The 19172-nt window shown below is 51.5% G+C and carries 17 protein-coding genes; 8 read left to right on the forward strand and 9 right to left on the reverse strand.

The window, feature by feature from the left end:
* Positions 1-100: 100 nt before the first annotated feature.
* The 4 genes from ACLO87_RS02050 to ACLO87_RS02065 all read right to left on the reverse strand — a co-directional run bounded on the left by ACLO87_RS02050 (position 101) and on the right by ACLO87_RS02065 (position 3910).
* Complete coding sequence (locus ACLO87_RS02050; protein ID WP_135865980.1) at positions 101-877, reverse strand: alpha/beta hydrolase; 777 nt, start codon at positions 875-877, stop codon at positions 101-103.
* Positions 877-1998 (reverse strand): ABC transporter substrate-binding protein, encoded by a 1122-nt coding sequence (locus ACLO87_RS02055; protein ID WP_430222665.1) that lies wholly within the window; start codon positions 1996-1998, stop codon positions 877-879. Before ACLO87_RS02055 ends, ACLO87_RS02050 begins: the two co-directional genes overlap by 1 nt.
* Positions 1999-2065: 67 nt before the next feature.
* Positions 2066-2851, reverse strand: a complete 786-nt coding sequence (locus tag ACLO87_RS02060) for an ABC transporter ATP-binding protein (protein WP_135865984.1) — start codon at positions 2849-2851, stop codon at positions 2066-2068.
* A gap of 6 nt (positions 2852-2857) precedes the next feature.
* On the reverse strand, positions 2858-3910 hold the full coding sequence (locus tag ACLO87_RS02065; RefSeq protein ID WP_135865986.1) for a FecCD family ABC transporter permease: 1053 nt from the start codon (positions 3908-3910) through the stop codon (positions 2858-2860).
* 88 nt (positions 3911-3998) lie between these two features.
* Here ACLO87_RS02065 and ACLO87_RS02070 point away from each other — a divergent pair, with 88 nt between their 5' ends.
* On the forward strand, positions 3999-4778 hold the full coding sequence (locus tag ACLO87_RS02070) for an alpha/beta hydrolase (protein ID WP_135865988.1): 780 nt from the start codon (positions 3999-4001) through the stop codon (positions 4776-4778).
* Positions 4779-4800: 22 nt separating this feature from the next.
* Here the strand turns inward: ACLO87_RS02070 and ACLO87_RS02075 are convergent, their stop codons facing one another.
* The gene (locus tag ACLO87_RS02075) at positions 4801-5493 is read right to left on the reverse strand and encodes a dienelactone hydrolase family protein (protein WP_430222666.1); all 693 of its coding nucleotides are present in this window, start codon (positions 5491-5493) and stop codon (positions 4801-4803) included.
* 176 nt (positions 5494-5669) lie between these two features.
* Positions 5670-6935 carry a 4-aminobutyrate--2-oxoglutarate transaminase gene (gabT, locus tag ACLO87_RS02080; RefSeq protein WP_430222667.1) on the reverse strand — a complete coding sequence of 422 codons (1266 nt, stop codon included), beginning with the start codon at positions 6933-6935 and terminating at the stop codon, positions 5670-5672.
* 531 nt (positions 6936-7466) lie between these two features.
* Here gabT and ACLO87_RS02085 point away from each other — a divergent pair.
* From ACLO87_RS02085 to ACLO87_RS02110, 6 genes are all read left to right on the forward strand, one after another.
* Positions 7467-8192 (forward strand): FadR/GntR family transcriptional regulator, encoded by a 726-nt coding sequence (locus tag ACLO87_RS02085; RefSeq protein WP_135861789.1) that lies wholly within the window; start codon positions 7467-7469, stop codon positions 8190-8192.
* A 33-nt stretch (positions 8193-8225) separates the two neighbouring features.
* A complete protein-coding gene (locus tag ACLO87_RS02090) occupies positions 8226-9209 on the forward strand; it encodes a TRAP transporter substrate-binding protein (RefSeq protein WP_135861791.1) in 984 nt (327 codons plus the stop codon).
* 3 nt (positions 9210-9212) lie between these two features.
* Complete coding sequence (locus ACLO87_RS02095; RefSeq protein ID WP_135861793.1) at positions 9213-9698, forward strand: TRAP transporter small permease; 486 nt, start codon at positions 9213-9215, stop codon at positions 9696-9698.
* A 2-nt stretch (positions 9699-9700) separates the two neighbouring features.
* A complete protein-coding gene (locus ACLO87_RS02100) occupies positions 9701-10984 on the forward strand; it encodes a TRAP transporter large permease (RefSeq protein WP_135861794.1) in 1284 nt (427 codons plus the stop codon).
* A gap of 10 nt (positions 10985-10994) precedes the next feature.
* Positions 10995-11903, forward strand: a complete 909-nt coding sequence (locus ACLO87_RS02105) for an HpcH/HpaI aldolase/citrate lyase family protein (RefSeq protein WP_430222668.1) — start codon at positions 10995-10997, stop codon at positions 11901-11903.
* Between the two features lie 240 nt (positions 11904-12143).
* A complete protein-coding gene (locus ACLO87_RS02110; RefSeq protein WP_135861796.1) occupies positions 12144-13799 on the forward strand; it encodes a thiamine pyrophosphate-binding protein in 1656 nt (551 codons plus the stop codon).
* 381 nt (positions 13800-14180) lie between these two features.
* Here the strand turns inward: ACLO87_RS02110 and ACLO87_RS02115 are convergent, their stop codons facing one another.
* The 3 genes from ACLO87_RS02115 to ACLO87_RS02125 are packed head-to-tail and all read right to left on the reverse strand — an operon-like array spanning position 14181 to position 17315.
* Complete coding sequence (locus ACLO87_RS02115; protein ID WP_135861798.1) at positions 14181-15677, reverse strand: aldehyde dehydrogenase; 1497 nt, start codon at positions 15675-15677, stop codon at positions 14181-14183.
* Between the two features lie 50 nt (positions 15678-15727).
* Positions 15728-16984 carry a Zn-dependent hydrolase gene (locus ACLO87_RS02120; protein ID WP_135861800.1) on the reverse strand — a complete coding sequence of 419 codons (1257 nt, stop codon included), beginning with the start codon at positions 16982-16984 and terminating at the stop codon, positions 15728-15730.
* Positions 16985-17018: 34 nt separating this feature from the next.
* The gene (locus ACLO87_RS02125; RefSeq protein ID WP_135861802.1) at positions 17019-17315 is read right to left on the reverse strand and encodes a cupin domain-containing protein; all 297 of its coding nucleotides are present in this window, start codon (positions 17313-17315) and stop codon (positions 17019-17021) included.
* Positions 17316-17613: 298 nt separating this feature from the next.
* On the opposite strand from ACLO87_RS02125, the gene pdxR reads away from it, so the two are divergent.
* Entirely contained in the window at positions 17614-19098 is a 1485-nt protein-coding gene (pdxR, locus tag ACLO87_RS02130) for a MocR-like pyridoxine biosynthesis transcription factor PdxR (protein WP_135861803.1), read from the forward strand.
* Positions 19099-19172 lie beyond the last annotated feature (74 nt).

The following is a 19172-nucleotide window of genomic DNA, read 5'->3' on the forward strand; positions in this document are numbered from 1 at the left end:
GTGATGTTTATATGGAATGAGTAAATACATTCTATTTAATAATCATTCTCATTCTAAAGTGCTTTTGTGGTGAAAGCCAGTGCCAAGCTTGTAAATCGCGCTATAGCCGCATCAGTTCAAGGGCGATTGTGGCCGAGTGGGCCAACATAGGGCCGTGCGCCATTTGTGGGCACAGTTCTAGCTGACAATGCGGTTGTAGCGCCGGAGGTAGAGCATGTAGCCACGCTTGTATCAAGGGTAGGGTAGGCTCGCCGGGTGGACGGGCTTGGCCCGGTTGCTGTGGGTGAGCATGCCATTGCTCGTGCTCGCCCAGCAGGATATGCAAGGGAGCTACCTGTTGTGTTGCGGGGCTTACATCTGCTGCTAACTGATGCAGGTAGGGCCATCGCCACCACACAGAGGGGCTAGCAACTACGTATTGGCTAAATAAAGGGCGTTGCTGCAGCCATAGATACAGGGCGTATAAACCGGCATACGAATGGCCAAACAACCCCAGCTTTGAGGTGCTAAGGTCTACGTACTGGGAAAGCGTAGGGAGAAGCGTTTGTTCTAGGAAGGTACTAAAAGCAGGCGCACCACCGTTTTTCCACTCCTTAACGCGGGGGTCTATCTCTATACCGTCCGGATGAGGCGGGGTAAAGTCATACGCACGCCGTATAACGGTCTTGGCATGTGTGGTGCCATAACCCAAGCAGGCGATGTTAATCGCATTGGCATGGCGTTTGCGGAAGTGCTGAATACAGTCGTATAGCCAATCCCCATCCAGCAGTAGCAAGGTAGGGGCTTGGGGGTTGGTCAGCCATAACTGTAGGGTGTAGGGCTGACCAGCTTCGTTGTGCAGCGTCAGGCTATGTGTAGGTGACAAAACATCAGACATTAGGGCTGCGCAGGTGTAGTGCTAGGTTGCAGTTCCACCATATAGGTGCCTTGCATGGGAATCGTTAGAAAGCGTTCGTTGATTTCATTCAGCGTATCTAGCGCAGAGACCCCTTCAAACCGTTCTGGGTGTATCCAAGCAGCCAGTGCTTCAATGAATACCACGTGCAGAGGTGAGTCGTTAAACGCGTGCCAAATACCGTAGGCTTTGCCATCTTTCATGGCAGGTAGTGATTGCAGGCGGTTGCCGTCAATGATGCGCTGCAAGCTTTCACGAGCTTGGGCTTCTTCAACCCCTGTGCCAATGGTTAGGCCTTTGTCTGCACGTTTGCCTGCACCAGTGCCGGTAGCAACGTACACGCTAGGGTTGCGTGCATTGATGTATTCGAAGTTCAGTTTGCCTGTGGCGGTTTTCAGTACGTCGCTGCCAATGTTGTGGCCACCAGCGTAGCTGATCATGTCGTTGAAGGTACCTGTTCCGGGGGAGTTGCAGCAGTCTGTGCTGCCTGCGTGAGCGTGTACAAATACTGGGGGGCGATCATTGGCATCTACATCAGCTAAACGGTCAGCCACGTTTTTCATGTGGGACTCGTACAGCGTAATAAATTCCTCAGTGCGCTCTGCTTGGCCTACGGCTGTACCTAAAGCACGAATGCTAGGCACGGTGTTTTTCAATGGGTCTACAAAGAAATCAATCACGATCACTGGCACGTTGGCAGCACTGAAACGTTGAATCAGTTGTGAGTTCTCTGGGTCTTCCCCTGTTTTAATACCAGCAAAGTTTGACGTCAGTACTACCAAGTCTGGGCGTTGCGCCAAGGCTTGTTCTACCGAAAAGCTTTCTGCTGTATGGCGGCCTACGACAGGGATGTTTGCAATCTCAGGAAAGCGTGCTTTGTAGGTGTCGTATTCGTTGGAAAACGAGGTACGAAACTCATCGGACCAGCCTGCGACAATGCTAGCAGGCTCAGGGTGCACTAAAGCCAGCACAGGTAAGTGGCGGGCTTGGGTCAGAATTACACGTTTAGCGGGCGCAGGCAGCGTAACGGTGCGGCCTAAGGCGTCAGTCACCACAATAGGGGTGGCGTCTGTTTCAGCAGCTTGGGCAGGAGCAAGCAGCATGATGCTGCAGCAGCTTACTACCACGATACGAAGCAAATTTACGCAAGAGCGGAACATGTGGTCTTACCTATAAAATGGGTTTTCTCAGGCCATCAATCAACACTTGATGTATGCCTTTTGAGCAGCTTTCTATACGGGCAGAAACGCCATAGGCATCGCCCAATGTTTGGCTATTGATCACATCGTTGGGCTGGCCTTCAGCCAATAAACCACCGCCTCTAATCATGACGGCGTAGTCGCAATGGCGCAAAGCGATGTTCAGATCGTGCAAAACAATCAGGGTGGTGAGTTGATGCTCGTGGGTTTCTTGGCGCAACAGATCCATAACGTGGAATTGATAGTTCAAATCCAGCGCAGAGAGCGGCTCATCTAAGAGTAGTAAACGGGGGCGACGAATCAAGGCTTGTGCCAAGCCCACCAATTGTTTCTGACCGCCAGATAACTGATCCAGATAATGCAAAGCTAAGTGTTCAATGCCTAAGCGTTTCAGCAAAGCCAGAATGTGGTCTTCATCAACTTGTGTGCTGTCAGGTGCTAAGGCAGAAGCTTTAGCAGCTACCAGTACGGATTCAAATACACGCAGGTGCACCGAAGCAGGCAAAGACTGAGGCAGGTACACCACGTGCTGAGCGCGTTGCTCAAAGCTGCTACGTGCGAGGTTCTGACCATCTAGCACCACTTCGCCTTTACTGAGCTTTAGTAGTCCAGCAAGCGCTTTTAACAGCGTAGACTTACCGCTGCCATTAGGCCCTAACAAGGCCACCAGTTGGCCGCTTTTCATCGGAGCCAAACTGAGATCAGAAATAATCGTACGTTTGCCGTAGGAGAGTTGCAGGTTACTTACGTCTAGCATGGGCAATTAACGGCTTTGGCGGCGCAACACCACCGACAGGAAGAAGGGCACACCCACCAGAGACGTCACAATACCTACCGGTACGATGATGCCACTAGAGATGTTTTTGGAAGCAATAGACGCCAAGGACAAAATCATGGCACCAATCAGTGCGCTGCCTGGCAGGTAAAAGCGGTGATCTTCACCAAAAAGACGGCGTGAAATGTGTGGTGCAATTAGCCCAATAAAACTGATGGTGCCCACAAAAGACACAGCCAGCGCGGCCAGAAAGCTGATACGCAATAACGAAGTTAACCGTAAGCGTTGTACGTTAATACCAAAGCTGGTGGCACGTTCTTCGCCTAAGCGTAAAGCAGTGAGTTTCCATGAATCACGCAAAGCTAATGGCAGAATGATTGCCACAGCCAAGAACATGGCACCCACTTTAGGCCATGAGGCACGCGACAAACTGCCCATGGTCCAGAACACCAATGCTTGTAGGTCTTCGGCGCTTGCCACAAACTGCATCAAGGACACTAGCGCGTTAAACGAAAACACCAACGCAATACCAAACAACACCAAGCCAGAACTGCTCATGCCGCCCCAGCGGGCGACGGCATCGAGTAAGAAGGCTGACAGCAGCGCAAAAATAAAGGCGTTACTGGCCACCATCCACGCATGGGGCAGGCCAGGTAAAGATAAGTCCAGAATAATGGCTAATGAGGCACCAAAAGCCGCCGCTGATGAGATACCCAAGGTAAAAGGGCTGGCCAGTGGGTTATTCAGGATGGTCTGCATCTCTGCACCGGCTAAGCCCAAACCCAGACCAATGGCAACCGCCATCATGGAGTAGGGCAGGCGGAACTCCCACACAATCACGCGCGTAGTGGGTTCTGCGTCGGCAGGACTCAATAAGGTTGTAAAGAGTTCTGACCAGCTCAATGCTGACGGACCTAGCGTAAAATCAGCCAGAGTGGACAGTACAATAACAAAAACCAGAGCGGCGATAAGTAGCCAGCGCGTGCGTAGCAGGCGGTGGTAGGTATGGGCTGCAAGCGCAGGGTTTGATGCGATGGACATCCTGGTGTAAATGAGAATGGTTTATGAAACTATGAGTATAGTGGATTGAGCCGCGAGTTGCTGGACTGAATCGTGATAGTAGGCGTTTATGAATCATGCAAAATTAACGGTGCAAACCGCTGAAGGCGATGAACTACCTGTTTGGCTAGCGTGGCCTGAGGCTATTCCCCCTGTGGGCGGGTGGCCAGTGATCTACGTGCTGGATGAAAAAGAGTTTCGCCTGTTGTTGCAAATGCGGCGCGAAGCGGGGGCGCAAGCAACGCCAGCTGTCTTGGTGGGCATAGGCATACCTAGCGCTGAACGTCGCCATTATTTCTACACCCCAAAAATAGGGCGCGTGTTAGAGCAGCCTGCAGGCACGGGTGGTAGCGCGGTATTGTTGCAAACCTTAGTGAATGTCGTGGTGCCTGAGGTAGAGCGATGGTTGGCGGTGAAACCACTCTCGGCAGCAACCTTGGTAGGGCACTCACTGGGTGGGTTGTTCGTTGCACAATTGTTATTGCAAGAACCAGTACGGTTTAAGCGCTATGTGATTTCTAGCCCATCGGTATGGTGGGGCGACTTTTATTTGTTACGTCAGGCGGTAGAGTGGCGTTGTCGCAGTATGGAAACGCATAGGCCGACGGTGCATGTGAGTGTGGGTGGATTAGAGCAAGGGCTCACACCGGCTGATTTGGCTTTGCCTGCAGAAAAACAGCAGGAAAACCAACAGCGTCGTGAACGGCGACGCATGGTAGATGGCGCTAGGCAGTTTTATGAAACTCTGGATGCCACAGGATGTTTTGAGTTGACGTTCAATGTGCTAGAGGGGGCAGATCACGGAACCGCATCTGCCCAAGCCTTCAAGGTATTGATCGCCGCCGAATAAGGGCGGCGTGTGAGCTACTGTATTAGGCAGTAAAACGCTGTAGGAAAGCCAGTGATTGTGCATTGGCTTTTTGTGCGGCGCTTTCTACAAAGTGAACGCCACCTGGGCGAGCAAAAGCGTGATCACAACCTTCATGTAGTACCACTTCCCATTCAGATCGCTCAGCTACATTGTCTTCAATGACTTTGCGTACATCGCTAGGTACGTAGTGGTCTAGTTCGGCAATGTGCAGCAATGCAGGAGCCGCTTTTGCAGGTAATGTAGGCAGCAAGTCTTGCAAGCCTACGCCGTAGTAGCTAACGGCACAGCGAATAGGGCTATGAGCAGCCATCAACACTACTAATCTACCGCCCATGCAGTAGCCTTGAGCGGCAATGTTTTGGTGTCCCAATTGTTTTGCCAAAAAGCTGCGAGTGGCTTCCAAATCGGCTAGTGTCTCGTCGTCTTTCATGTTTTGCATTAGCTCTACGCCCAATGCAAATTGGCTTTTGTTGGTGGGGTTTAGTGCCAGATCAGGCTCTTGGCGCCAGAATAGATCTGGGCAAATCACATTAAAGCCCTGAGCAGCCCAGTACTGCGCCAGCGTTTGCATGGCTTGGTTAATGCCAAAGATTTCTTGAATCAGCACCAGCCCCGGAGCATTTTTATCTGCGGCTGCAACATAAAGGGCTTTCATGGTTCGGCCCTGTCCTGTAGGTATCTGTACGTAGTTCATGCACACTCCTTGGTGGATGGTGAGTGCTGCCTTTCAGGTGCAGCAAAAAGCGTAGTGTAACAAAGGCGTTTATGCCCGCAGATAAAAAAAGCCCCAGTAACTTTGAAAGTTACTGGGGGTGAAGAGCACCATGTTGTCATGGTTTGACGCAGGCGCAACTGCGTCGTGCGGTTGTATTAACCGCGGATAGCCGCTTCCAGAATATCCAGAGCCTCAGCCATTACTGCATCGGTGATGGTCAATGGGAACAGGAAGCGAATAACGTTACCTTCAATACCGCATGTCAACAGAATCAGTTTGTTGGCCAATGCACGGTTTTGAATGTCTTTAACTAGTTGTGCTGCAGCTTTGCCAGTTTCTGGATCGCGGAACTCAACAGCAACCATCGCGCCCAAACCACGTACTTCACAAATGGTTTTAACGTCTTTAGCGATGTCGTTCAGGCGTGCTTGCAACAGATCACCCAACTCAGCACCACGTGCCAGCAGGTTCTCTTCTTTGATGGTGTCGATCACGGCCAATGCGGAAGCAACAGCCAATGGGTTACCAGCGTATGTACCACCCAGACCGCCAGGAGCAGCTGCGTCCATAACGTCTGCACGACCGCTCAGGCCGGACAGAGGCATACCACCGGCCAAGCTTTTAGCCATTGTGGTCAGGTCAGGTTGTACATCGTAGTGTTCCATTGCGAACAGTTTGCCTGTACGACCGAAACCAGTTTGTACTTCGTCAGCGACCAACAGAATGCCGTGTTCGTCACATTTTTCACGCAGGAAGCGCATGAATTCTGGAGGACATACGTTGAAACCGCCTTCGCCTTGTACAGGTTCCAGGATGATTGCAGCCACACGTTTAGGGTCTACATCAGCCAAGAACAGGTGTTTCAGCGCTTCTTTAGCGTCTTCGATAGTCACGCCAGCTTGTGCGTTAGGGTACAGAGCGTGGTAGATGTCGCCAGGGAAAGGACCAAAACCCAGTTTGTATGGGTTTACTTTACCTGTCAGAGCCATGCCCAGCAGTGTACGGCCGTGGAAAGCGGAGTTGAAAGCGATCACGGAAGGACGGCCTGTGAAAGCACGTGCTACTTTGATGGCGTTTTCAACAGCTTCAGCACCAGTAGTGAAGAATGCAGTTTTCTTAGGGCCTGTGCCTGGGGACAGTTCGTTTACTTTCTCAGCCAGTTCTACGTAGCTTTCGTAAGGAACCACTTGGTAGCAAGTGTGTGTGAAACGGTCCATTTGCTCAGCAATGGCTTTCATCAGGCGTGGGTGACGGTGACCGGTGTTCAGCACCGCAATACCGCTAGCAAAGTCAATGTAGCGATTGCCTTCGATATCCCACAGTTCAGCGTTTTCGGCGCGTTCTGCGTAGAAATCACACATTACACCAACACCACGTGGGGTGGCGGCATCTTTACGTTTTTTCAGATCTGCGTTGCTCATGAGGCGACTCCGGGTCAATTCGTGTATTCAAGTATTCTGTTTTTTCGCGAGACAGGGCTGTCTGGTTGCTGACAGGTAACCGAAGAAAAAGCGATGTCATCGTGAATAGGGTATAGCTTAAGTCTTAGCTGGTGCTTTCAAAAGAGCCACTTGTGATGGATTATAGAGAACCATTACCGTACCACTTCGCTAGGGTAGGAAAAATCACCTGCCTCTATATAGAGGGTGTTGGTACGAATGTACATGTGGCTAACTGATCAGGCCACTAGGCTGGTGGGAAAATAATGTGGCATTCCTACGCTTTAGTGGCTTCGCCACTATGTACCTCAGGTGTTAGGCAATGTAATTTTGTTGGAAGAAGGTCCCGTAGCACCAATGTTTTTTCGTTATGATTCTGATTTTAGGTCGAATATGTAACCGATCTAGGGAGTGATGGTTAACCCTAGGTTTGAGTTTTTTTTCTTGATTAATTGCCGTGGTATCAGGTAGCTTAGTGGCCTGACCACTAGGCCAGAATAATGTGGAACAATCATGAGCGTTTTTGAAGCCGTCGCAGTGCCGCGTTTGTATCGGGTTATCGCCGATCAAATTGCCTCAAAAATCCAGCAGGGCGAGTTTCCTGTAGGAAGTAGGCTGCCGTCTGAGCGCGAATTGGCCGAGCAGCTACAAGTTAGCCGTGCCTCCATCCGCGAAGCGTTGATTGCATTGGAATTGGAAGGGTATGTAGCGGTACGTGTGGGTACAGGGGTATTTGTACTGAGCGACCAGCAACGTCACCTGAATCAAAGCTCCGATGTGAGTCAACCAGCTCAAGTAGACAATGATTTTGGTCCCTTTGGTTTGTTGGAAACCCGTTTGTTGTTAGAGCCGGAAAGTGCCGAATTGGCCGCTGCGCTCGCCACGGAAGAACAACTGCAAGCCATTCAGGCTGCGTACGAAAGCATGGAAGGTAGTTCCACGCCCGCGCGCGAAGATAGAGCGTTTCACATGGCCATTGCCGCCGCCTGCGGTAACAGCGCCTTGGCGGCTACGATCGCGCACGTATGGGAACTCGCGCTGCACAGCCCCATGTTCTCCCGTATGGAAAGACACTTTGTAGATGCCAATGTTTGGGAAAAAGCCCAGCTTGAACATGGCCGTATTTTGGATGCCATCAAGTCTCGCGACAAGGTGCGAGCTCGATCTGCGATGCATGACCACTTGGTTAGCATCTTGGCGCGTTTACGCGTCGATTTTGGAAATGAAGGTATAGGTTAGCCACCTTATTTAGGCTGTTCTTAGGAGAAGGGAATGAGACTGAAGAAATCCTTATTCGGTTTAGTCATGACAGGCGCATCGCTGTTGGCGATGGCTCCAGCACACGCATTGGATATCAAACTGGGCCACGTGTTGGCACCTAACCATAGTTGGGGTGTGGCAGCAGACGGGTTTGCTCAAGAAGTTAAAGAGCGTACAGATGGTCGCGTTAATTTCGTGACTTACCCTAGCGGTCAGCTTGGTAATGAAAAAACCATGCTGGAAGGCCTGCAAATTGGTAGCCAAGGCGCAGCGATTATTGGTAGCGGTTCCCTGCAACCTATTGATGCCAAATTCGGTATCGTAGAACTGCCTTACACATGGGCTAACGTTCAACAAGCGTACAACGCGTACGATGGTGAACTGGGTGAGCAATTGGCTGAATTGGCCGAAAAGCGCAACTTGGTTATCGTATCTTGGTGGGAAAACGGTTTCCGTCACATGACAAACAACCGCGGCCCTATCAATACACCAGCTGACATGGTTGGCCTGAAAACACGTGTGACTCCAGACAAAATGCGTTTGGATACCTTCACTGCGTTAGGCGCAAACCCAGCTCCTTTGGCATTCGGTGAGTTGTACTCCGCTTTGCAGCAAAAAGTGTTTGATGCACAAGAGAACCCTCTGTCCATCATCTACACATCGTCTTTCTTTGATGTGCAGCAGTACGCTTCGTTGACAGGCCACGTATGGGGTCCTGCCAGCTTGATTATCTCCAAACCTATCTGGAAGAAAATCTCTGACGAAGACAAAGCAATCATTCTGGAAGCTGCCGCTACATGGCGTGACAAACAGCGCGAGATGGTTCAAGAAGGCGAATTGGAGTTTGTTCGTCTGTTAGAAGAAAAAGGTATGAAAGTGAATACGGTTGACCCAGCTCCATTCATGGAAGCGGTACAACCAGTGTGGGCTGAGTACGAGAAAGTATTTGGTCAAGACCTGATGGATACTTTGCAGAAATACCGTCAGGAGAACTAAATAATGGTTATACGGCGACTAATCGCCGGTTTGTCCCACGCCTGCCTGTACTTGGCAGCGCTTGGGGCAGCCCTAATGGCGGTGTTGATCAGTTATGTGGTGGTGCTGCGTTTCGGCTGGCATCAGACCCCACATTGGGCAGAAGAATTGCCTCGCTTCATCTTGGTATGGAGTGCTTTCTTAGGCGGCGTGGCATGTACTTACCGTCGTTCTCATTTAACAGCAGGTTTGCTGTCTACCATCCTGCCTGACGGTCCATTGCAAAATGCCGTACGTAAGGTTGGGGATGTTGCCATGATTTTTGGTCTGGCCGTATTGGGTTACGCCGGCTGGGAACTGAGTGAATTGACAATGGGACAACCTTTGCCCGCCATTGGCGTGGACGCAGGGTATGTCTACTTAGCATTACCCGTGGCATGTGCTGCCATGGTGATCGTTCAGCTGGGACAATTGTTCGGGCTGGTTTCGGATGAAGCGAAGGAGAGCTGATCATGTCGTTAGGTGCTTTAGCGCTTCTTGGTATTTTTGCTGTAACCCTATTAATCGACGTGCCAGTGGCCTTCGGCCTGGTACTGGCTTCCGTAGCCTACTTGCTGTTGTTTGATGCCGCACCTACGATGGTTGCCGCCCAACAGTTTGTTTCCGGTTTAGATAGTTTTACATTGCTCGCCATCCCGCTGTTTGTGTTGGCGGCGCAGTTAATGAACAGTGCAGGTCTGACACAACGTATCGTACGTTTGTGTGCAGCCATCGTGGGCGATGTTCCTGGTGGTCTGGCGATCGTAGCTGTTCTGGCTTGTATGATGTTTGGTGCATTGTCCGGTTCGGGCGTGGCTGACGTAGTGGCTATTGGTAGCTTGATGCTGCCAACGATGGCGCAGCGTGGCTATGATCGCGGCTTTAGTGCAGCGCTGATTGGGTGTGCTGGGGCGAGCTCCACCATTATTCCGCCTAGCATTGTGCTGATTGTTTACGGCACGATTACCGATACTTCTGTTGGCAAGCTGTTCATGGCTGGTATTGTTCCAGGCGTGTTGCTGGGCGTGTCCTTGATCGTGGTAGCGGTTTGGATGTCTCGTAAACATGGCTGGAGTGGTGGCCAACCTTTCAATGCTAAAGAGCTGCGTGCATCCTTCATTGATGCGTTGCCTGCATTGATGGTGCCTGTGCTGATTATTGGTGGTATTAGGTTCGGTATTTTTACCGCAACTGAAGCTGCGTCCAGCGCGATTGTGTATGCCCTGTTGATTGGTGCATTCTGGTACCGTTCTTTGTCCCTGAAAAAACTGTGGAACGACCTGAAAGTTACAGCTGAAATCAGTGCATCTATTCTGTTGATTATCGGTGCAGCAGCGTTGTTCGCATGGATTCTGATTGCAGAGCAGTTGCCACACAGCTTGGCGCAATTCTTGGTGAACTTCACGGATAGCAAATACGGCGTATTGCTGTTGATCATGGCTGTACTGCTGGTGTTGGGTACTTTCATGGAAGCTATCGCGCTGATCATTATCGTGGCTCCTGTTGTGATGCCTGCGATTCACCACTTCGGTATTGATCCTGTGCACTTTGGTATTTTGTTGGTGGTTAACTTGGCGATTGGTGCTAACACACCACCGTTGGGTGTGGACTTGCTGGCAGCGTGTCGAATCGGTGGTATTCGTATGGTGCAAACCCTACGTCCGCTGTCGTGGATGGTGCTGGCCATGTTGTCCGTCTTGATGCTGTTGATGTTCGTGCCATCCCTAGTGATGTTCTTGCCGAACACCGTAGCGTAGGAGACCAAGCATGACACAAGCGTTCTCATTGTTACGTCGTCCGCCAGCATTGCGTCGTTCCTGGCAGTTTGTGCCAGGAATGGATCAAGCTGCACATCAAGCTGCTGTAGAAGGTATGGCTGATGTGGTGGTAGCGGATCTAGAAGAGTTCACTCGTCCAGAAGACCGACCTGTAGCACGCCAACGTCTGCATGACCTGTTCGCCGCTTGCAAAGCGGCGGGCAAGGTTGCCGCAGTGCGTATTAATAAGTTGGAAGAAGACGGTCACGACGATTTGGCAGGCATTATGGCTGCGGCACCGCACGCTATCTTGTTGCCTCACTCCGAGCATGCTGCACAGATCGCTGCATTGGATGCAGCCATTACTGAGTGGGAAGCTAAGTGTGGTCTGACAGCAGGCCAAACCGAGATCATTCCTACGTTGGAATCTGCGTTGGCATTGGTGAATTGCACGCCAGTGCTGAAAGCCTCATCGCGTGTATCGGCATGCTTGCTGGCTGCTGAAGATCTTAGTGCCGACTTGTGGTTGGAACGTAGTGCTACTGGCACGGCGCTCTATGCCATTCGTCAACGCTTTGTGATCGAATGTCGTGCGGCTGGTGTGGTCGCTATTGATTGCCCCTTCAACTTCAAAAATGAAGACGCATTCAAAGCTGATCTGGCGTGGGCTCGCAGCGTAGGTTTGCAAGCTAAATGTGTAGTGAATGCGCGTCAAACACCCGTGGTGCACGAGTACTTCTCTCCCTCGGCTGCAGATGTAGCAGCGGCTGAAGCATTGCTTGCTAAAGCTGCCAGCCAAGACGCTTCCACACCGGATAATCAATGGGTAGATGGTCCGGTAGCGGCAACGGCAAGACGTGTAGTAATGCGCGCTGCGTTGTTTGCAGGCTATGAGCAGGATGTACGTGGCGGAGCCTAACTGGCCTGACCACTCGTAAGTAGTACGAAGCCCCTGTATGCGTTAAACATGACCGTGCAGGGGCGCTAACGCCTCAGTCCTTGCTGGCTTTAGCGTAATTAACAGGTTTTTTTATACGTTGTAGCAAACAAACCTGCTATGATTGTAATTAAGGTGGTCTGGCCACTAGGCCACTTGTAAGAATATGCCATGGCGTACCGGTAGAGCAGCGGTAGCCATCATTGTTTATAGGGAATGGAAATGAGCAATAACCGTCACGCTGGTAAAGCCATCGCAGAGAGCTTGGCCCTACATGGAGTTGATCGTGTGTTTGTAGTGCCGGGTGAAAGCTACCTGGCCGTGCTGGATGGTTTGTACGACACAAACATCCAAAGCGTGGTGTGCCGTCATGAAGCCGCTGCAGCCTACATGGCTGATGCGTACGGCAAATTCACTGGCAAACCTGGTGTTGCCATGGTGACTCGTGGCCCTGGTGCCGCTCAAGCTTTCACTGGCATTCACACAGCATGGCAAGATGGCGTGCCTATGGTGTTGTTCGTAGGTTTGATCCCTGTAGCAGACCGTGAGCGCGAGTCGTTCCAAGAGTTTGATCCTAAAGCATGGTTTGGTTCACAGTGCAAACGTGTGTTTGTATTGGATAGCGCCGAGCGTGCTTCTGAAGTTGTTGCTGAAGCATTCTTCGCCGCTATGGAAGGTCGTCCAGGCCCAGTAGTGGTAGGCTTGCCTGAAGACATCATCCGTGAAGAGTTCACGCGTGAGTTGCAACCTGTGTTGCCAGTGGCACAAGGTGCTGTAGGCCAAGACGAATTGGCAGCGCTGACAGCAGCGTTGGCATCCGCTAAAAAACCAATGTTGTTCGTAGGTGGTCAGAACTGGGATAGCGAAGCATCCCGTCAATTGACTCACTTTGCTGAGCAAAACCGTATTCCAGTGCTGCACGATTGGCGTGCTGCTGATCGCATTCCTTTTAACTCACCTGCGCATGCTGGTTACTTGGGTTATGGCCGTGATGACGCAACTGCTGCGTTGTATGCTGAATCCGACGTGCTGGTTGCTGTAGGTGTGGTACCAGGCGACGTGTCTACTGATGGCTACACATTGCGTCAAGATACCTCCGCTATTACGTACCAAGTGAATCTGGACACCAGCTTGCGTGGTCGCAGCGGTGCAATGACTCACCAAATCTTGGCAAACCCTAAAGTGTTTGCTCGTACTGTAGAGACACTGGAGTTGGCCGGTGCAGAGCAGCGTCAAGCATGGTTTGACCGTTGCCACGCTGTTCAGCGCGAATACTCCCGTTTCCCAACAGAGTTGCCACGTACTGCACCTGGTACAGCGCATATGACAGCGCTGATGGAATCCATCGTGAAGCGTTTGCCTGACGATGCGGTATACAGCTTTGGTGCAGGTAACCACTGCATTTGGGCACAACGCTATTTGCCTACTAACGTATTCCCAAGCCAATTGAGTGCCCGTAACGGTGCAATGGGTTACAGCGTTCCAGCCGGTATCGTGGCGTCGTTGCAATCACCTGAGCGTGTGTCGGTAGTGATCGCTGGTGACGGTGAGTTCTTTATGAACGAAGCAGAGCTGTCCACTGCAGTGACTTACGGCGCACCAATCTTGGTAGTCATGATGGACAACCAGCAGTACGGCACAATCCGTCTGCACCAAGAGCAGCATTACCCAGGCCGTGTGTCGGGTACACAGTTGCAGAACCCTAATTGTGAATTGTTGGCACAAGCCTTTGGTGCATACGGTGCGCGTATTACCGATGACTCTCAAATTGAAGCAGCTGTAGAAGCCGCATTCAAAGCAATTCTGGAAGAAAAACGACCTGCAATTCTGCAGATCGTGACGGATCAGGCTTTGGCATTGCCAGAGTCTGTAGCATAAGGTGCAGCCACTCGCCGAAGAGCGATGAACCTTGCCACACTACGGCTAAAAGCTGTTGAGCACCTAGGAACGGCCCGAATCTGTGAAAGCAGGTTCGGGCTTTTTCTTTGTGCGGGAAAGGAGGGCGATGCGGCTTTATGCCTCGTTGCATAGTTATCTCTTTGTAGGCGTAGATAATGAGCGGGGCTTTGTTTCTTGGTAGTGTGGCTACGGCAAGTACAGCATCTTCTCAGACTGGTGAGGCGTTGCTATGACGATAAATGGGAACGCTGGGTGGGTGATTATGCCAGCACCAATCAAAACGTGCTGTAGAGGCGCAGAATAGGCCTTGGAGGGGTATGCTTTCGTGCAAGGTCTCTCGCACGAAAGCATGGGTACTACTTACACAGTCAGATCAATCCATGTGGATTTCAAGCTGGTGTATTTGTCTATAGCGTGTATGGACTTGTCACGACCAAAGCCGGACTGTTTCACACCGCCAAATGGCATAGCAATATTGCCATTGAAGTAGCAGTTCACCCAGACCAAGCCAGCTTCCAACTCGCGGCCCATGCGGTGCGCGCGACTGATGTTGCTGGTCCACAGGCCGGCACCTAAGCCGAACTCGTGGTCGTTAGCCATGTGCAGAACTTCTTCTTCGGTGTCGAATACCGTTACCGCCAACACCGGCCCGAAGATTTCTTCACGAATGATGCGTACATCTTGTGAAGGCACTTCAAAAATGGTGGGCTCAATGTAGTAGCCGCCAGTTTCGGTACGAACTTGCTGGCCGCCAGTGAGCAGCGTGGCTTGTTCGCAGCCAGAGGCAATGTAGCTCATCACGGTGCCCATGTGCTGCTGTGTCACCATGGCGCCCATTGCAGTTTTGGGATCCAAAGGATTACCCGGCTGCATGGTTTTAGCGTGAGCAATCAGTTTCTCTTTAAAGCTTTCGTAGATGCCACGTTGTACGTACAGGCGTGAACCTGCAATACATACTTCGCCTTGGTTGTTGAAAATGCCAACGGCAGCCATCAATGCAGCTTTGTCCAAATCAGGGCAGTCATCAAACACGATGTGTGGAGATTTACCACCGCACTCCAACCAGATTTGTTTCAGGTTGGACTGGCCGGAGTACTGCATAAAGCGTTTACCGGTCATGGTGGAACCGGTAAAGGTCAGGCAATCTACGTCTGGGTGCAAGCCCAATGCTTGACCCGCACCGGGGCCTGTGCCGGGCACAATGTTCAACACGCCTGGAGGCAAACCTGCTTCCAGCGCCAACTCACCCAAACGAATAGCGGTCAGCGGTGTGGCGTCAGCGGGTTTCAAGATAACGCTGTTACCCGCTGCTAGTGCAGGAGCCACTTTCCACGATGACATCATCAGTGGGAAGTTCCAAGGCACCACAGCAGCTACTACACCCAAGGGGTGGCGTGTGATGGTGGCCAGAGCGTTGTTATCGGTAGGAGCGATTTCATCGTATTGTTTGTCGATGAGTTCGCCGTACCACGCGTAAGCAGTGGCGGATTCTGGGATATCAAATTGCGTGGTTTCACTGATGGGTTTACCCATGTTCAGTGTTTCCAACAGCGCGATATCGTCCAGGTTTTCACGAATCAGTTGCGCCAAGCGTTGCAGAATTTCTTTGCGCTTTACACGAGGCATATTGCGCCAAACGCCAGATTTAAAGGCGCGGCGAGCAGATTGAACGGCTACATCAATATCCGCTTCGTTGCAGGAGGCAACTTGGGCCAAAACTTGACCGCTTGCAGGGTTAACAATGTCCAGAACGTCGCCATTGCCTTGGTAGGCTTTACCATCAATGATGGCTTGGCTGCGGAACGACAACTGGGCTGCCCGTTGTTCCCAGTCCTGCAGGGTGAGGGGTGTAGTCATGTATAACTTCCGTAGAGCAAAAAGGGCTGCCGTGTGGGCAGCCCGAATAATTAGCAGACTTTAGCCTGCTCCAGCATTGCGCCCAGCAACACGTTGGCACCGATGGCTACGTGTTCAGGTTTAGCGTCTTCGATTTCGTTGTGGCTGATCCCGTCTTTGCAAGGGATGAAGATCATGGATGTGGGGTGTTTGCTTGCAACGAACACCGCATCGTGGCCAGCGCCAGTCACGATATCTTGGTGAGAGTAACCACGAGCCTCAGCTTGTGCACGCACGCTGTTGATCAGGTGAGGAGCAAATGGGGTTGGTGGGAACTGTTGAATATCAGTAATAGAGATATCGGTGGTGTAGCCTGTGTGTTCGCCTTGGGCAACGTCTGCGCACAGTTTGCGGAAACGTGCTTCCATTTCATCCAGCAACGCGCTGTCTTCGTGGCGCAGGTCAACACTGAAGCTCACTTTGCCAGGGATTACGTTACGGGAAGATGGGTATACGTCCAACACACCAACCGTACCGCGGCCTTGAGGGGCGTATTCACGGGCGATATCAATCACACCTTGAACAATGTAAGACGCAGAATACAACGCATCTTTACGCAATTCCATTGGAGTAGGGCCAGCGTGAGCTTCCATGCCTGTTACCGCTACGTCGTACCAACGTAGACCCAACGAGCCTGTGACCACACCGATCACATTGTCGTTGGCTTCCAATACAGGGCCTTGCTCAATGTGAGCTTCGATGTAGCTGCCAAAGGCGTGGCCTGGTACGGGGTAGTCACCGTCGTAACCGATGTTTTTCAGTTCTTCGCGTACTGATTTACCATCCAGATCCACGGCGTCCAGCGCAGTTTCAATAGGGAATACTTGGCAGAATGCCCCGGAACCCATCATCACAGGCACAAAGCGTGTGCCTTCTTCGTTAGTCCAGATGATCAACTCCATTGGAGCTTCTGTCTCGATGTTGTTCTCGTGCAAGGTGCGCATGACTTCCAAACCAGCCATTACGCCAAAGCAACCATCGAACCTGCCGCCTGTGGGCTGTGTGTCGATGTGGCTACCTGTGGCAACGGGGGGGAGGCTTGGGTTACGGCCAGGGCGGCGACCAAAGATGTTACCCACCTGGTCGACGGTAATGGTCATCCCCGCCTCACGCATCCAGCCGCAAACCATGTCGCGTGCCTGGCCGTCTAGTGCCGTCAACGCCAAACGGCAGTTACCGCCTTTGGGTGTGGCACCAATTTTGGCCAGATCCATCAACGATTGCCAGAGGCGTTCGCCGTTGATGTTTAGGGAGGTGATGTCGGTCATGAGATTTTCCTTGCTGCAAAAAAAACGATGATTCCTAGCGTTTGAACTCGATCTCTACGAATACAAATGGCTCGGGACCAGGATTAATAACGTTGTGTTGCACACCGGCTTGCCGGCAATAACTTTGACCCTGAGTAAGAGCATTGCTATGACGAGTACCGTCAGGAAGTTCCAACTGCAGAGTGCCGGTAGTCATTGGTACTACTACATAGTCCATGTCGTGGCCGTGCCAGCCGGTTTCGGCTCCGGGCTCGAAGTACCATTCGGTGACACGAGTGAAATCGTTGTCAATTTGTACGGTAGGGCGGGCTGCTGGTCGTTGCTGGTTCATAGACTGTCCTTTGGTTCGTAATCACTTTCTACATCATGGTCATGGTGCTGAAGAAAAAAGCTTTTTGCATTCAGTCATGGGGCCATTTAGGGTGGTATGATTTTTATAACCTTCAACCATCACCGGTAGAAAGCGTTTCTATTCATAGGCAACGCATTCCCTGATGTGGGTGTTTAGGTTTAGTATTCAGGTGGTCAGGCCACAAGACCAGTTTAATGGAAAATTACCAAAAAAGGTGCATGGTGTTTTCCATAGGTGCTGCCTGTCCCCAAAAGCGTATGTGTGATGAGACAGAAAAATGATCGCAAGCGTATTGCATGAGTTGCTTTTACAACGTCTGGAGCGAGATAGCGGGAAGCCTTTATCCCGTCAGGTCTACGAGGCGTTTAGCGCGTTAATTTTGCAGGGTGATCTGCGTGCGGGTACTAAGCTACCCGCTAGCCGTGTTTTGGCCAGAGACATGGGCTTGTCCCGCAACACAATTATTGCGGCGTATGAACAGTTAAATGCCGAAGGGTATGTGATCACTATCACGGGTAGTGGTACCTTCGTGTCCGACACTGTGCCAGTGATGGTGGGGCAGGTCATGCCCTTAGACGCCGAACTGGTGCAGCCAGTCACGGGTGATGGGCTATTGTCTGAGCGTGGTTCTGCATTAGTAAGTACCGCTCAAGCCTCACGCCATCAGTGGGGGCCATTTATTCCGGGTGTGCCGGATGTCACGATGTTCCCCAGTAAAGTATGGATGCGTTTGCAACGCCGCTATTGGCGTGAGCCCATTCCATCGTTAATGACCTATGCGCACGGCGCCGGGTATAAACCGTTACGTAGAGCCTTGAGTGAACATTTACGCTTGGCGCGTTCGGTGCAGTGCGACCCTGAACAAGTGGTGATTACCTCTGGTATTCACCAGTCGCTGGATTTAATTGCTAAGTTGCTGGGCGACAAAGAGTGTCTAGCGTGGATGGAAAACCCCGGTTATTGGGGAGCCAGTACCGTGCTGACATCGGCGGGCATACATTTGCGTTCCATTAATGTGGACGAAGAAGGCATGAGCCCCACGCCTGAGCAAATGCAGCAAGACGTGCCTAAGTTTATTTTCGTGACGCCTTCGCACCAGTACCCGCTGGGTAATGTGATGAGTTTGGCCAGACGCCGTATGTTGCTGGAATATGCCAACCAGTGCGGCGCATGGATTATTGAAGACGATTACGACAGTGAGTTCCGCTTTGGCGGTCGTCCTATTGCGTCCTTGCAAGGGCTGGATAGTTATGATCGAGTCATTTATCTAGGCACGTTTTCCAAAACCTTGTTCCCTAGCATGCGTATGGGGTTCATGGTGTTGCCCAAAGCTATTGCTAGGGCAGCATCGGTAGCACTGTCTGAGTTGTATCGAGAAGGTAGGTTGATGGAACAAGCTGTATTGGCTGATTTCATCGCCGAAGGGCACTATGCCGCGCATATCCGCAAAATGAAAGCGGTGTATGCACGACGCCAAACTATCTTACGTGATGCCATTAGTGAGCATTTTGGCCCGCAATGGCCGTTGTCTAACCAAGAGGCTGGCTTGCATCTAGTGATGCATTTGCCTGAAGGGACGGATGACGAGGCTATTACCAAAGCCGCCCACGAGGCAGGTATTTGGGTGCGACCCTTAACGCGTTATTACGCGGGCGAGCGCAAATCGCCAGGCTTGCTTTTTGGTTATGCAGCGGTAGAAAATGAAGACGACATTCGTCCTGCTTTTGCACAGTTGGCAGAATTGATAAAAGCAGCGTTGTAAGGCCCGCAGCGCATAGGTAGAAATATCAGGTACTTGGGAATGGCACTGTGAATCGTTGAGCCAATGGCTCTAGG

The sequence above is a fragment of the Paenalcaligenes sp. Me52 genome (assembly GCF_050487965.1).
GTDB lineage: Bacteria > Pseudomonadota > Gammaproteobacteria > Burkholderiales > Burkholderiaceae_B > Paenalcaligenes.

Bases quoted from the DNA above. Each gene is read 5' to 3' on its own strand.
- ACLO87_RS02050 (WP_135865980.1), bottom strand. From the start codon at position 877: ATGTCTGATGTTTTGTCACCTACACATAGCCTGACGCTGCACAACGAA.
- ACLO87_RS02055 (WP_430222665.1), bottom strand. From the start codon at position 1,998: ATGCTGCTTGCTCCTGCCCAAGCTGCTGAAACAGACGCCACCCCTATT.
- ACLO87_RS02060 (WP_135865984.1), bottom strand. From the start codon at position 2,851: ATGCTAGACGTAAGTAACCTGCAACTCTCCTACGGCAAACGTACGATT.
- ACLO87_RS02065 (WP_135865986.1), bottom strand. From the start codon at position 3,910: ATGTCCATCGCATCAAACCCTGCGCTTGCAGCCCATACCTACCACCGC.
- ACLO87_RS02070 (WP_135865988.1), top strand. From the start codon at position 3,999: ATGAATCATGCAAAATTAACGGTGCAAACCGCTGAAGGCGATGAACTA.
- ACLO87_RS02075 (WP_430222666.1), bottom strand. From the start codon at position 5,493: ATGAACTACGTACAGATACCTACAGGACAGGGCCGAACCATGAAAGCC.
- gabT (WP_430222667.1), bottom strand. From the start codon at position 6,935: ATGAGCAACGCAGATCTGAAAAAACGTAAAGATGCCGCCACCCCACGT.
- ACLO87_RS02085 (WP_135861789.1), top strand. From the start codon at position 7,467: ATGAGCGTTTTTGAAGCCGTCGCAGTGCCGCGTTTGTATCGGGTTATC.
- ACLO87_RS02090 (WP_135861791.1), top strand. From the start codon at position 8,226: ATGAGACTGAAGAAATCCTTATTCGGTTTAGTCATGACAGGCGCATCG.
- ACLO87_RS02095 (WP_135861793.1), top strand. From the start codon at position 9,213: ATGGTTATACGGCGACTAATCGCCGGTTTGTCCCACGCCTGCCTGTAC.
- ACLO87_RS02100 (WP_135861794.1), top strand. From the start codon at position 9,701: ATGTCGTTAGGTGCTTTAGCGCTTCTTGGTATTTTTGCTGTAACCCTA.
- ACLO87_RS02105 (WP_430222668.1), top strand. From the start codon at position 10,995: ATGACACAAGCGTTCTCATTGTTACGTCGTCCGCCAGCATTGCGTCGT.
- ACLO87_RS02110 (WP_135861796.1), top strand. From the start codon at position 12,144: ATGAGCAATAACCGTCACGCTGGTAAAGCCATCGCAGAGAGCTTGGCC.
- ACLO87_RS02115 (WP_135861798.1), bottom strand. From the start codon at position 15,677: ATGACTACACCCCTCACCCTGCAGGACTGGGAACAACGGGCAGCCCAG.
- ACLO87_RS02120 (WP_135861800.1), bottom strand. From the start codon at position 16,984: ATGACCGACATCACCTCCCTAAACATCAACGGCGAACGCCTCTGGCAA.
- ACLO87_RS02125 (WP_135861802.1), bottom strand. From the start codon at position 17,315: ATGAACCAGCAACGACCAGCAGCCCGCCCTACCGTACAAATTGACAAC.
- pdxR (WP_135861803.1), top strand. From the start codon at position 17,614: ATGATCGCAAGCGTATTGCATGAGTTGCTTTTACAACGTCTGGAGCGA.